The sequence below is a fragment of the Psychrobacter sp. CLB018 genome (assembly GCF_041222815.1).
Taxonomy (GTDB): domain Bacteria; phylum Pseudomonadota; class Gammaproteobacteria; order Pseudomonadales; family Moraxellaceae; genus Psychrobacter; species Psychrobacter faecalis.
In genome coordinates, this window is record NZ_CP166085.1 from 870,540 (window position 1) to 885,675 (window position 15,136).

The window sequence follows — 15,136 nt, forward strand, 5'->3', positions numbered from 1 at the left end:
TGAGCGTTTAGCGGTCTAATAATTAATATTTTATCATAAGATTCATTAAAAATGAATCTTATGATATCGTAGCTTTATCTAAACTTGAATGCTGTATCACTATTGTGGCTATTCCTATTAGGAACGTTTCTATTGGCAACGTTTCTATTGCGAACGTTTCTCTCTCACAATCTGATAACGGCGACCGAAATACCAGATTGGCGCACTGATGATATGGATAAGCCGTGTGAACGGGAATATCGCAATCAGTGTGATACCGAGCGCCATATGCAGCTGATAAATCAAGTCAGTCTGCTCAATACGTGCCGCTGCTTGCCAAGGTCTTAAAATAGTGATGTCCTGTGCCCAGCCGGCCAAATTCATCATGGTATAACCATCTAAATGCTTGACTGAGGTAAAGATAGAAATTAGACCAAGATTAAGCTGAATAAATAACAATACCAGTACCAGCTTGTCTGAAAACGTCGAGGTGTGTGAGATACGCTCATCGGTAAAGCGTCGCCATAGCAGCATGACCAGACCAAACCAACAAAACACCCCTGCGATGCCACCAACAACCACCGCTAAAATCTGCTTATGACCTGCACTAATAAAGCGGTCGTAAAGAAAGTGTGGCGTCAACATCCCAAATAAATGCCCAAGTAACACGACGATAATACCAACGTGGAATAAGTTGCTGGCAAGGCGCATGTTTTTGGTTCTGAGCATCTGCGTTGAGCCCGATTTCCATGAATACTGAGATAAATCAAAACGTACCCAAGTACCAATGATTGCAATGGTCAACGCAATATACGGATAAACACCAAAAAGGAAGATTTGTAGCCAATTGAGGTTGGCGACAGACTGTACACTCGGATCTGCAATATTCATGTCATCTCTCCTTATTATTGTTTAACCGGTTGGCTGGTTTTAAAATCGACCCAATGTACAGGGGCATCGACCGTATTTGTCGCGGGAGTGGTTCTAACGCCCGCTTTGGCCGCAAGATTTTGAGTACTCGTTTGCGACGGGCAGCGATCTTCTTGCTGCGCATCCAAAAACGTCACCACTTCCTCTTCCCATTCTTTATCTAGCGCCTCAAAAGTATCATCGCGCTGCTCTTTGCTGATTTGCTCTTGATACTCTTCAACGATAGCAAGCGGATTACCAGCGATTTGCAATAGCGCATTAAAGCAGCCTTGATAAATACTGCCGCGATCCTCTAATCGGGCAGCAAGCAGGGCGATAATATGGCTGACATCGGCAATATCCATACGAATCTGAATATCGTCATTAATCACCGACGCTTGATAGGCTAAAAATTCAAGGTATAAAGGCAGATAGTCGGGCAATTCTTTAACGCTAATCTCAAAACCGGCTGCTTCATATTGACCCATCAAATCGACCATCGCTTGACCGCGGTCACGCGATTCGCCGTGTACGTGCTCAAACAGCCACAGCGATAGCGAACGACCGCGCTCGAACAGACCGTCATAACGCGCTTGTGCTTCAAGGCAGCCGGTATCGATTAAATCTTCGATTAAGTCGATGATTTGGGTGCGTACTTCTGGGCTAATCAGCGTCGAGCGCGCGACAATCTCGGTACAATCGGCGAGGGTATCACCACTAAATAGCTCATTGTTTGGATAATCTATCAGTAAGCTTAATACTTTGAGGATCTTCAAGTCGGAAGTACCGATAGTCGGGGGCGTCATAGGCTCATGCACGAAATGACTGTTAGGAAATTGAGTAGTTTGCATCTTATGACTCCCACTTTTGGACGGTATCGATGAAATCACGGCGATTGGCTTTACGTTGTCCAAACATACTGTTGTCAGAATGTCCTGAACAGCCTTCGCCAAAGGTGAATCCGCAACCGTTACGCTCAGCAAAAGCGTCACTTAACGCTTCTTCACGGTGCGCGGTTGGAATCACAAAACGGTCTTCGTAATTCGCGATTGCCAAGTAGCGATACATCTCTTCTACTTGCAGTTTGGTCAGACCAACATCGTCCAAGATACTTTGCACTTCTTGTTTTTCTACCAATTGCATACGCTTATAACTACGCATGGCAAGTAGGCGTTTTAGCGCCAAACGTACTGGCTCTTCATCGCCCGCGGTTAGCATATTGGCAAGATAGCGCAGCGGAATACGTAAGCTGTCGACGTCTGGAATCAGACCATCCATACCCACTTTACCGGCTTCGGCGGCGTTTTGAATTGGTGATAATGGCGGTACATACCAAACCATCGGTAGCGTACGGTACTCAGGATGCAATGGCAGAGCAAGTTTCCAATCCATCGCCAGTTTATAAACTGGCGAGCGCTGAGCTGAATCGATCACAGATTGTGGTACGCCGTCTTTTAACGCTTGGGCGATGACCGCAGGATCATTAGGATCTAAGAACACGTCCAACTGTGCTTGATACAAATCTTGCTCATTCGGGGTGCTAGCGGCTTCGGCGATTTTGTCGGCATCATAAAGTAGGACGCCTAAGTAGCGAATACGGCCAACACAGGTTTCAGAACAAACCGTTGGCAAACCAGCTTCAATACGCGGATAACAGAAGATACATTTTTCAGATTTGCCCGATTTCCAGTTGTAGTAAATCTTTTTGTACGGACAGCCTGAGATACACATGCGCCAGCCGCGGCATTTTTCTTGGTCAATCAAGACAATGCCGTCTTCTTCACGCTTATAAATCGCGCCGCTTGGGCATGACGCCACGCAGGTTGGGTTCAAGCAATGCTCGCACAGACGCGGCAAGTACATCATAAAGGTGTTTTCGTACTGGCCGTAAATATCGGCTTGGATATTGTCAAAGTTTTTATCTTTACGGCGTTTTTCAAACTCCGACCCTAAGATTTCTTCCCAGTTCGGACCCCATTCAATCTTTTGCATACGCTTACCAGTAATGGCTGAGCGCGGGCGGGCGATAGGCGAGTAATTACCGAGCGGAGCAGTATGCAAATGCTGATAATCAAAATCAAAGGGTTCGTAATAATCATCAATCTCTGGCAAATCAGGGTTGGCAAAAATATTTGCCAACACGCGGAACTTACCACCGATACGCGGGTTTATCGTGCCGTTGGCGTTACGTATCCAGCCGCCGTTCCATTTGTTTTGATTTTCCCACTCTTTGGGATAACCGATACCAGGCTTTGACTCAACGTTGTTGAACCACGCGTATTCCATACCTTCGCGGCTGGTCCAAACGTTTTTACAGGTGACCGAGCAGGTGTGACAACCGATACATTTATCGAGGTTAAGCACCATGCCGACTTGTGAACGAATTTTCATGGGGTGTGCTCCAAGCTTTTGTATAAAAAGCAATTAATATAAGTACTTATCAGTAGCAATGTATAAACGTGCTATTAACCATCAAGGGTGGTTGGCAACGGACGTGGTAATGAGTCATCGGGTTTTTCTTCCAACCAATCGATTTTCGACATTTTGCGAATCACCACGAACTCATCACGGTTACAACCGACAGTGCCATAGTAGTTAAAACCGTAAGACTGCTGCGCATAGCTGCCAATCATGTGCGTCGGTTTTAAGATAGTACGGGTCACTGAGTTGTGAATACCGCCGCGAATACCGGTTTGCTGCGAGCCCGGTACGTTGACCAATTTTTCTTGGGCGTGGTACATCATGGTCATGCCTTCTTTGACGCGCTGACTAACGATGGCGCGCGCGGTAATGGCACCGTTGGCGTTAAAGACTTCAATCCAGTCGTTATCGACGATACCGGCTTTTGCAGCATCGACTTCTGATAACCACACACAAGGACCACCGCGGCTCAATGTCAGCATGAGCAAGTTTTCAGAGTAAGTACTATGAATACCCCATTTTTGGTGCGGTGTTAAAAAGTTCAGCACGATCTCTTTATTACCATTGGGCTTGGTATTTTGGATAATCTCCGTCGTTTTGGTGTCGATAGGCGGACGATACTGCTGCATTTGCTCACCAAACGCCTGCATCCAAGGGTGATCTTGATAAAATTGCTGACGACCGGTAATCGTACGCCAAGGAATCAGCTCATGGACGTTGGTATAACCGGCGTTATAGCTCACTTCATCAGACTCAATACCCGACCAGGTTGGGCTTGAGATGATCTTACGTGGCTGCGCAACGATATCTTTAAAGCGAATCTTTTCATGCTCACTGGATTTAGCCAAATGCGTATGGTCGCGACCGGTAAATTCAGACAGTGCCGCCCAGCCTTTAACGGCAACGTGACCATTGGTTTCAGGAGCCAGCATCAAAATCATCTCAGACGCATTCACCGCGGTATTCAGGCGAGGACGACCTTCAGAGATACCCGGCTCAGTGACACGGTGGTTTAAATCACCCAGTTGTTTGACCTCGGTTTTCATGTCCCAATTCAGGCCTTTTGAGCCATTGCCCAGTTTTTCTAGAGCCGGACCCATAGAGGTGAATTTCTTATAGGTATTGGGGTAGTCGCGCTCAACGATTTTAATCATCGGGCAGTTTTTACCAGGAACTGGTTTTTCGCCAGCGGTTTTCCAGTCGGTGCCACCAAATGGCTGCGCAAGCTCGCCTGGGCTATCATGCTGCATAGGCAGAGTAACCACGTCGGTTTCCACGCCCAAATGACCTTTTGATAGCTCAGAGAAGCTCTTAGCAATGCCTTTATAAATCTCCCAATCCGATTTAGATTCCCAAGCAGGGTCGGTGGCGGCAGTTAATGGGTGAATAAACGGGTGCATGTCTGAGGTATTCATGTCGTCTTTTTCATACCAAGTCGCGGTCGGCAGGACGATATCAGAGTACAAACAGGTCGAGGACATACGGAAATCAAGCGTTACGACCAAATCAAGCTTGCCAGTAGGGCCTTTTTCTACCCAATCGACTTCTTTTGGCTGCAAATGACCCGTCGGGTTTTCTTCGTTAAGCAGACCGTTTCTGGTGCCCAAGAAGTAATGAAGCATATATTCATGACCCTTACCTGATGAACCCAAGAGGTTTGAGCGCCAAATAAACATATTGCGCGGGAAGTTCACAGGGTTGTCTGGAGACTCACAAGCAAAGCGTAAGCTGCCGTCTTCTAATGAGTCGACCACATACTCTTCCACGTCTTTACCGCTGGCTTTTGCGGCGGCGGCTATGGTCAATGGATTACGGTTGAGCTGCGGCGCTGATGGTAACCAACCTGCGCGCTCTGCTTGGATGTTGTAATCAAGCATGTGCTCTGGGAAGAATTTTTTATTGGCATTTGGCGAGAGAATCTCATGAGCTGAGATGGTTTCATGACGCCACTGTGAGCTGTGCTCATAAAAGAAGCTGGTACCGGCCATTTGGCGCGGTGGACGATGCCAATCAAGGGCAAAGGCAAGGGGTAACCAGCCAGTTTGTGGGCGCAGTTTTTCTTGACCAACATAATGCGCCCAGCCGCCGCCAGATTTGCCGATACAACCGCACAGCATGAGCATATTAATCACGCCGCGATAGTTCATATCGAGGTGATACCAGTGGTTCATACCCGCACCGATGATAATCATCGATTTACCATGGGTTTTATGGGCGTTTTCAGCAAACTCGCGAGCCACTTGAATCACGCGCTCACGGCTAAGGCCGGTAATTACTTCTTGCCAAGCTGGCGTGCCCGGTACGCTTGCATCGTTATAATCATCGGTGACGTGCTCGCCGCCGACGCCATTGTCAACACCAAGGTTGGCCACGGTTAAATCAAATACAGTCGCAACGATGGCGGTGCTGCCATCGGCAAGGGTAATGGTTTTGCAAGGGACGGTTTTTTGCTGGATAGGCTCGCCTGGCACCGAAGTAAAATGCGGATGATCCACATGACCGAAGTAGTCAAAGCCCACGACACAAGTCTCAGCGCTGTCTTTTAAGGTTAGCGTCAGATCGATATCTTCGCCTGTGGTGCCGTTCTTTTGCTCAAGATTCCACTTGCCTTTTTCGCCCCAACGGTAGCCGATTGAGCCCAGGGGAGAAACCAATTCGCCGTCATTATTTAAGGCGATGGTTTTCCATTCAGGATTGTTTTCTTGACCCAAGTCATCGACCAAGTCAGAAGCACGCAGGTAGCGACCCGCACGGCGCGCGCCATCTTCACCTTCTAACATCACAAGCACCGGCAAATCGGTATAACGCTTGGCGTAGTCTAAGAAGTAATCGCTTGGCTGTTTGAGGTAAAACTCTTTGATAATGACATGACAAAACGCCTGCGCCACTGCCGCATCTGTACCTTGTTTAGGATTGAGCCATAAGTCGGTCAGCTTAGAGATTTCTGCATAGTCGGGGGTGATAGAGACGGTTTTGGTACCTTTATAACGTACTTCGGTAAAGAAATGCGCATCTGGCGTCCGCGTTTGCGGCACGTTTGAGCCCCACGCGATGATATAGTCAGAATTGTACCAATCGGCTGATTCTGGTACGTCAGTTTGCTCGCCCCAAACCATCGGTGAGGACGGAGGTAAGTCACAATACCAGTCATAAAATGACAAACAAACACCGCCGATAAGCGATAAATAGCGGCTACCAGAGGCGTAACTGACCATCGACATCGCAGGAATCGGCGAGAAACCAATAATGCGGTCCGGACCAAAGGTTTTGGCGGTATAAACGTTACTGGCAGCGATGATTTCGTTGACCTCTGCCCATGTTGAGCGAATAAAGCCACCAAGCCCACGCTTAGATTTATACTGTTCAGCTTTGATAGGGTCTTGCACAATACTGCCCCAAGCATCGACAGGGTCAGGATATTGAGCTCTGGCTTCGCGCCATAATTTTAGTAGCGGTTTACGTACCTTTGGATATTTGACACGGTTGGCTGAATACATATACCAGCTATAGCTTGCGCCGCGAGGGCAGCCGCGTGGTTCATGGTTTGGTAAGTCAGGTCGGGTTTCAGGATAGTCGGTTTGCTGGGTTTCCCACGTCACCAAGCCGTTTTTCACATAAATCTTCCACGAGCACGAGCCGGTACAGTTGACCCCATGCGTTGAGCGCACGATTTTGTCATACTGCCAACGGCTACGATACACGTTTTCCCAGTCACGAGACTCATCACGCGTCTCGCCATGTCCATCGGAAAATTCGCCCTGTTTACGTTTAAAAAAACGGAATTGGTCGAGTAAATGGCTCATTTCGCTATCCTCTATTTTATTGCCTATGGTGTATCTAAAGCTGAGTGCCGCATGCTGGTATCGTCGTACTTGACTCGATATTGGTATGCACCTAAGCCGTAAATATTATTTCAATAGCGTCATTTTATGTAAGCCATAGCACCCTTACTATCCGCTAACATGAGCAGAGCACTACCACCTTAGTAGTAGCTGCTAAAAATGAAAGCACTGGAAAATGGCGGCTAAATAGCTGCTCAGTGACGGCGTGTGACGCTGATAATAAAGCCATTCATGAGCAGTAAAAATTTAAAATAAAAAAAGCGCTACTTACATGGGCAAGTAGCACTTTATAGGTTCGGCTGGTTTGATGTGAAAGCTGTTTGAAAGCGTGTTTAAGTAAATAGCTAAACAAGCGATCTTAACAAGGAATCTCAGCATTCGGGCGGCTGTAAAACCACCAAGTTAATGCAATACAGAGGACATAAAAGAGGATTAAAGAGATAAAGGTACCATCAATACCCAGTCCTGAGCCGAACATTTTGGGCACAAAGAACGCACCATAGGCGGCAACCGCTGAGGTAAAGCCGACCACTGCTGCTGACTCTTTACGTATCTCGACAAACAACTCTTCTGTCCCCGCTTTTTCAGGCTCACGGCGGTCATGAAAGGTTCTAAAAATAACCGGAATCATGGTAAAGGTTGAGCCGTTTCCGATACCGGTAGTGATAAAGAGCACCATAAAGGACATAAAGTAGCCGACAAAGCTGCCGTCACTGGTCTCACTAGGCAAGAAGTACATCACTGCCAATACCGCCAATACCATCACGATATAGTTCCAGAATGTAACCTTTGCGCCGCTGGTTTTATCAGATATCCAGCCCCCTAATGGGCGAAATAACGCGCCAACCAAAGGTCCTAAAAAGGCAAATTTAAGTGCGTCAATAGCAGGAAACGAGTTTTTAATCAACATCGGAAAGGCAGCAGAAAAGCCAATAAAAGAGCCAAACGTCGCCATGTAAAGAATACACATAATCCAGTTATGTTTGCGTTTAAAGATAACCGATTGGTCTTTGAACGAGGCTTTAGCAGTAGCGATATCATTCATACCAAACCATGCCAATGCGGCAAACAGCAGGATAAAAGGCACCCAAATAAAGCCCGCGTTTTGGAGATAAAATAATCGACCGCTGTCAGATACTTGCGGGTCGCCGCCCAAGCTACCAAAAGCACCAACCAAGATAATCATCGGTACCACAAACTGCATCACCGAGACGCCTAGATTACCCAAGCCAGCGTTTAGCCCAAGCGCTGTACCTTGTTCGGCTTTTGGATAAAAGAACGAAATATTGGACATAGACGACGCAAAGTTACCACCGCCAAAGCCGCACAGTAGGGCGATAATGGCAAATATAATAAATGGTGTATCAGGGTTTTGTACCGCAAAACCCATCCATAACGCGGGTATTAATAAAGATAAGGTGGATATCGCTGTCCAACGACGTCCACCAAAAATAGGTACCATAAAAGAATAAAAAATCCGCAGCGTCGCCCCTGACAGCCCCGGTAATGCAGCCAGCCAAAATAGCTGTCCGCCATCAAAATCAAAGCCAATCTCTGGCAAGCGCACGATGACCGCACTCCATACCATCCATACTGCAAACGCCAATAGCAAAGATGGAATAGATATCCATAAATTTCGCGTGGCGACTTTTTTGCCGCCGCCTTGCCAAAACTCTTCTACTTCAGGTCGCCAGTCAGTAATGAGCGTACCACCTTTGAAGTTGTATTTATTGCCCATACTCTTCCTCACTTATTGTCTTTATAAAAAATAAGTATTTATAAAAAATGATAACTCACGGTACTTTGTTATCCGGATAATGAGTATTCATACATAGTGGTATACTGATGGCTAAAAGGGGTATAGTAGTAATAGAATTATTACCAAAAGTTTGGTTTTTTAACGACTAATAAGCGCATTTGTTATTTTAAATACGGATGGTTTTAAAATGAACGGTTTTAAAATGAACAATTTTAATAGTGTTATTTACTCCCTGTTTTCGCTAATTTGCTAGGTGAATGCCATTCATGAGGTCTAAACAACACAGACAGTCTTTATCGCTGCATGCTTGGGGCGCTATTTTGATCATAGCCACCTTAGCGGTGATGTCTACGCTAGGAAGTGGCGCGCTGGCATGGGTGGCAAGGTCGGATGCTGAGGCCATTAATGTGGCAGGTTCGGTACGTATGGCAACTTACCGACTCAATTTTCAGATAGCCACGGATTTTTCAGATGACCATCCTTTTAGTCCAAGTTTACATGTCGGACAAAACAGCGTAGGCGCTCAAACCAATGAGCAGAGCGCCAAACAGGATAAATTAGACTTTGCCAATAAAACGACCGCTGAAAAGATAGATATTCTCAGCCGCGATATGGAAAATCGTCTCGAAGAATTACAGGTCTATCAGCTGACGAGCGCCAATCGACATGTGCGCATTAATAAGCAGCTTAAAGAGATAAAAGAGCAGTGGTATCAAGATTTAAAGCCAGCGTTATTGGCGCAAGATAAGCAAGGGTTTTATAGCGTCTCATCGCGTTATATCGAAGATGTCAATGACTTCGTCGGTGAGCTGCAATACCGAAACGAGCAGCGCCAGACATGGCAACAAAACCTGCAAATACTCTCATTGCTGCTTATCGCTATTATCGTATTAATCGGCATGCGCCGTTTGCAAAAATCGGTACTGCTGCCCATTCAGCAATTGATTAAAGCCAATAACCAATTTAAACGAGGACAGACTCAGACGCGTGTGTCCATCAAGGGCTACCGAGAATTTGAACTATTGGGCAGCTCTTTTAATGACATGGCGGGCACGATTGAAACCTATCAGCGCTCGCTTGAGAGTGAAGTACAAATAAAAACCCAGCATTTGGTCAAAGCCAATCAAGTGCTATCGCTGTTTTATGACTTTTCAAAATCGCTGACCACCAGCCAAGTGAGCTTATATCAGCTCGATGACTTGATTGCAGACTTTAGCAAAGCGCTGCCGCATTTAGAATTTACCTTATGTATTCAAAATAAATATATCACCAATAAAAATGCTATCGTGCTGCACGGCGAAAAAATGAAAGAGCTGTGCAAAAAGCTGAGCTGTGAAAGCTGTGGCATTAAAAATGGCGAGCATACCAAGTCTTATCCTATCGTCCATCAACAAGAAACTTTTGGGGAATTGCGCGTACGACCAAAGTCGACGCTGGTGATGAATCGCTCTTTTGTCACGGATAGCGACGATAATGCTGATAGTCATAGCAATATAACGGCAGAACAGCGTATTCAAATGACCGAAGCGGGCAGCACTTTCCCGTTTGTCAGTGCCGAGTTGGATGCACAAAATGACGAGCTCATCGTGGCGCTGACCAATTTAATCAGTACCGCCTTATCACTGCGCAAACAAAGACAACAAGAGCATCAGCTGATTTTGTTTGAAGAGCGCTCAACCATTGCCAGAGAGTTGCATGACTCCTTGGCGCAGTCGTTGTCTTATTTAAAAATCCAAGTCAGCGTCCTTGAGCGACATCTAAAAAATGCGGCCAGCGAGCCAGTACAAGCGCCTGTCTATCAAAACATTGAGCAGATAAAAATAGGTTTGGGTTCCGCTTATCAGCAGCTAAGAGACTTGTTGGTGACGTTCCGCTTGACCATTGATAATGATAATTTTGATGAAGCACTACGTGATGCTGCCAGTGAGTTTGCCTCCAAGGGCAATTTTAATATGACCGTGCACAATCGGATTATGACGCTCAATTTAAGCGCCACTGAACAGATAGATTTGATACAGATCGCCAGAGAAGCGCTATCAAACATCAGCCGTCATGCCAAAGCAAAAAACGTAGAGATTCAATTGGCGTATGAGGAGGGTGATAAATATATCGTTATGAGTATCATCGATGATGGCGTTGGCATGTCAGGAAATGTCGATCAAACCCAGCATCACGGCCTCATCATTATGAAAGAGCGCGCCCATAACATCGGCGGTGAGCTTATTGTCACAGACAATCAACCGCAGGGTACCATCGTCACGGTCAGATTTGCGCCCAACTTCTTTGATGAGAAAAATACCCAAGACGCTTATTTATAATCGAATAAAATTACTCTTTTAGATAATAGATTTATTATTTTCGCTGTTTTTACTTTGCCATTTTTTGATTTTTTTAAGCAGTTTTTTTGAGTAAGAGAGTTTTTGTACCATTTTTTCTAATTTGTGAGTATGTTATGAGTACTAAAGTTTATACCAGCACGTCGCCTGCGCGTCTATTATTGGTCGATGACCATCCGATGTTACGCCGCGGTATCTCTGAATTACTAAGCCTTGAGGACGATGTCGAAGTCGTTGGCGAAGCCAGTAACGGTCAAGAAGCATTGGCATTTTTAGAAAATAACGACGTGAATTTGGTGATACTTGATCATAAAATGCCGGTACTGACCGGTATCGAAACTTTACGAGAAATCAAAGCCAGAAATATCAATACCAAGACCGTGTTGTTTACGGTTTCTGATAGTGGTGAGGACGTCCAAGAGGCATTAAAATTGGGCGTCGATGGTTACTTATTAAAGGATATGGAACCTGAGCTGATTATCATTGATATCAGAAAAATCCTGCGCGGCGAGCTGGTCATCAGTCCAAACCTTGCCTCGATACTTGCCCAAACCTTGCGCACACCCAGTATCGAAGATATCGCCAGTAATTTGACCAGCCGAGAGCTGCAAGTGATTCAGATGATTGCTGAAGGGCTGAGTAATAAAATGATTGCCAATAATTTAGATATTGCCGAGTCGACAGTAAAAGTCCATGTCAAACATATCCTCAATAAAACGGGTCTGCGCACGCGTGTAGAAGCGGCGGTGTGGACGGTCAATCATTTATCTAAATAAAGAAAGCTTTAAGCGTGACTTCCTTATCCATTACTTCCTTGTTCATTAAAAACTTATGGATTTGCGTGTATGATGGTTATTGTTTATAAAGCTGCCTAGCAGTATAAACTCAACATGTAGAGAATTGAGAGGCGCTACAAAACCGAATACCTGCTGTAAGGATTTATGATGACATCTAACTTATTTGATCAAAAAACCGTTCATGCGACTGCTGAGGTCACTATTTGTAAAGACAGTGATTTGCGCGCCCTGACCGATAACTTACGTCAAGCGCATGATGTCATAAAAAATGACGTAGGGGAGTGGGTGTTACTACGCCATGCTGATGTGGTGGCGGCGGCTTTAGATGATAAGCGTTTTTCTAGTCAGGTATCGCGTTTTTTACAAATGCCTAATGGCATGGACGGCGCAGAGCATAAGCGTTTTAGGGCGCTGATTGATGGCTACCTTAGTAAAGAAGCGCTACTGCCTTATGTCTCTGTTTTTGACAAGGTCGCAACAGAATTAATGAGTGAGCTACCAAAAGGTAAAATGCTCAATGCAGTCGATGATATCGGCGCGGTATTTGCGGTACGCGCGCAGTGCGCGTGGCTTGGCTGGCCTACTGAATTAGAACCAAGGCTTTTACAGTGGATGCGCAATAATCACAGCGCTACTCGCTCAAAAGAAAGCGTCAAAATGGCAAAAGTCGCACAAGACTTCGATGATATTATCCGCTCGGTGATAAATCCGTACCGCAATACTGACGAAGTGGCTGGCATGTTTAAAGCGAGCACTGCTGAAACCAACACTGCTGGAAACAATATCGCTAAAAATAATATCGCTAAAAACAGTCTTGATATGAATAGCCTCACCGCTCAATTGTGCCGTGAGCGCATTGATGGGCGGGAGCTGAGCGAAGCCGAACTGGTTTCTATTTTGCGTAATTGGACCGGCGGCGATTTGGGGTCTATCGCTTTGTGTGTCGGCGTTATCATCGCTCATATTGTCAAGCATCCTGAGCAAGTAAACTTCTGGTCGCAGGCTGCTGATAGCGAACTTGAGACTATCATCGACGAGGTATTGCGAATTGACGACCCTTTCGTCTCAAACCGCCGTATCACTACGTGTCCCGTTTCCATTGGCGCGCATAAGCTACCCAAAGGCGCGCGCGTACAGTTAAACTGGACGTCAGCCAATCGCGACGAAGCGGTGTTCGGTGACAATGATTTCAACCCTCAAAAGCATGCCGCTGCTAACGTGGTTTATGGTATTGGCAAGCACGTCTGCCCAGGGCGCCTGCTTGCTACTTGGCAGCTTAGAATTGCTACTCAAGCACTATTAGCCCATTTCACAGATATCACCTTAGCGGCAGGTTTTTCTTTGGAGCGTGAGCAGCCACCATTGGGCGGTTATAGTCATGTGCCTGTGGTGCTAGCTTAAATCATGTTAGGTTAAATCGTTTCATCTTATATTGAAATAAATATCGCCCCCCATTAAAAAACCCACTTAACGTTTGCTAAGTGGGTTTTTGTTTTCGGTAAAAAGCTATTATGAATAATTAGCCTTGTTCTGCAGCAATCTGACGATCGACAGAAGACATTTTATATTCATCACCAAAGGCATCTTCGGGCTCTGCCAACCAGAAATAACACACAATCCACGCGACAAACGCGCCAACTGCAATGATATAAAAGAACTGATTGGGCTCTACAAAGGTATAAATGAATAAGTAGAATACCGCGCCCACGTTCCCATAAGCGCCTGCCATGCCGGATATCTGACCAGTCAAACGGCGTTTAATCGAGGGAATGATACCAAAGGTCGCGCCTTCGGCTCCTTGTACAAATACCGAGCACAAAATGGTAAATACCACGGCTATAAATAACGGCCACTCGGCATTAAGCACGCCCATCAGCACAAAACCAATGCCGATACCAAACATATAAACCAACATCACTAAACGGCGATTACCGATTTTGTCAGAGATATAGCCGCCGAGTGGCCGCGCCCATAAGTTAACAAAGGCAAAGGTAGAAGCAATCAAACCAGCCGCCGTTGGATCAAGTTTCCAAGTTGCGGCAAAGAACATTGGCAGCATAGAAACCACTGCCAGCTCTGCGCCAAAGTTAGCAAAATAGCTGACGTTTAGCGCCGCTACCGATTTAAAGGGATATTTATCATCTTCTGGAATACCCGCTTTAATCACAGGTACATTGACGCTAATGGCTTTATAAATTTGGTAGATGACCATCACTATAATGACGCTATAACAAATAATACCGCCAGTGGCACTTAAAAAACCCATCGCTTGCGTACGATACACCAGTAGGGATAAGACGCCATATAAAGGAATGATAAATAAGCAATATAACCACAAATCCTTCCACGTCGATACTTCTAACGCGCCCGCTTTGCGAGATTTTTTATGCGTACCAACTTCTGGTCCATCGGTGATTAAAAACCAATAGGCCACACCGTATAAGGCCATCAATAAGCCTGATAGCGCAATTGCCCAGCGCCAGCCATCGTCACCGCCAAAGAACTGCAAAGCAACGGTTGGAATGGTAATCGCCGCCGCCGCTGAACCAAAATTGCCCCAACCGGCATAAAAACCTTCGGCAAAACCGATGTCTTTTGGCTTAAACCATAAGGTGGTCATATGAATACCGACGACGAAACCGGCTCCGACGATCGACATAAATAAGCGCGAGACGAATAGCTGGGTTGCCGAGTTACCAAACGCAAAAAACCACGTCGGTATCGCCATCACGACCATCAGGATAGAAAACACGCGCCGCGGACCAAAACGGTCCAAAGCCATGCCGACGATAACCCGCCCAGGAATCGTTAGCGCGACGTTGGCGATTAAAAATAATTTGATATGGTCAGGGGTTAAATAGCTTTCTGTCTGTAGCATCGACGTTGCCAGCGGCGCCATATTAAACCAGACATAAAAGGTGAGGAAAAAAGCAATCCACGTATAGTGCAGCGCCCTGATATCACGGCGCTCAAGCTCAAGTAATTCTTTGGCATGCATAATAATGTCCCCACTATAAATTCTGATGCTGGTAATGGATACAAAATAGCAATAATGGGGCCGCATCACCATTGAGCGAAAGCAGTATAGGGCGT

Annotated in this window: 9 protein-coding genes; 3 read left to right on the plus strand and 6 right to left on the minus strand. The window is 45.9% G+C overall.

Annotated features, from left to right (window positions below; genetic code table 11):
* Positions 1 to 144 precede the first annotated feature (144 nt).
* The 5 genes from narI to AB8P72_RS03890 form a co-directional block, all read right to left on the minus strand.
* The gene (gene narI, locus AB8P72_RS03870) at positions 145 to 870 is read right to left on the minus strand and encodes a respiratory nitrate reductase subunit gamma (protein WP_201542611.1); all 726 of its coding nucleotides are present in this window, start codon (positions 868 to 870) and stop codon (positions 145 to 147) included.
* Positions 871 to 884: 14 nt separating this feature from the next.
* Positions 885 to 1,694, minus strand: coding sequence for a nitrate reductase molybdenum cofactor assembly chaperone (narJ, locus tag AB8P72_RS03875; protein WP_369958265.1), 810 nt, complete (start codon positions 1,692 to 1,694; stop codon positions 885 to 887).
* Between the two features lie 46 nt (positions 1,695 to 1,740).
* Entirely contained in the window at positions 1,741 to 3,279 is a 1,539-nt protein-coding gene (gene narH, locus AB8P72_RS03880) for a nitrate reductase subunit beta (RefSeq protein ID WP_068404987.1), read from the minus strand.
* 74 nt (positions 3,280 to 3,353) lie between these two features.
* On the minus strand, positions 3,354 to 7,112 hold the full coding sequence (locus AB8P72_RS03885; RefSeq protein WP_369958048.1) for a nitrate reductase subunit alpha: 3,759 nt from the start codon (positions 7,110 to 7,112) through the stop codon (positions 3,354 to 3,356).
* Between the two features lie 397 nt (positions 7,113 to 7,509).
* Entirely contained in the window at positions 7,510 to 8,889 is a 1,380-nt protein-coding gene (locus AB8P72_RS03890) for a NarK family nitrate/nitrite MFS transporter (RefSeq protein ID WP_369958049.1), read from the minus strand.
* 287 nt (positions 8,890 to 9,176) lie between these two features.
* On the opposite strand from AB8P72_RS03890, the gene AB8P72_RS03895 reads away from it, so the two are divergent.
* From AB8P72_RS03895 to AB8P72_RS03905, 3 genes are all read left to right on the plus strand, one after another.
* Positions 9,177 to 11,228 (plus strand): histidine kinase, encoded by a 2,052-nt coding sequence (locus AB8P72_RS03895; protein WP_369958050.1) that lies wholly within the window; start codon positions 9,177 to 9,179, stop codon positions 11,226 to 11,228.
* A gap of 134 nt (positions 11,229 to 11,362) precedes the next feature.
* On the plus strand, positions 11,363 to 12,022 hold the full coding sequence (gene narL, locus AB8P72_RS03900) for a two-component system response regulator NarL (protein WP_369958051.1): 660 nt from the start codon (positions 11,363 to 11,365) through the stop codon (positions 12,020 to 12,022).
* A gap of 165 nt (positions 12,023 to 12,187) precedes the next feature.
* Entirely contained in the window at positions 12,188 to 13,444 is a 1,257-nt protein-coding gene (locus AB8P72_RS03905) for a cytochrome P450 (RefSeq protein ID WP_369958053.1), read from the plus strand.
* A gap of 118 nt (positions 13,445 to 13,562) precedes the next feature.
* Here the strand turns inward: AB8P72_RS03905 and AB8P72_RS03910 are convergent, their stop codons facing one another.
* Positions 13,563 to 15,041: an MFS transporter gene (locus AB8P72_RS03910; protein WP_191690535.1), complete on the minus strand. Its 1,479-nt coding sequence runs from the start codon at positions 15,039 to 15,041 to the stop codon at positions 13,563 to 13,565.
* Between the last annotated feature and the right edge of the window lie 95 nt (positions 15,042 to 15,136).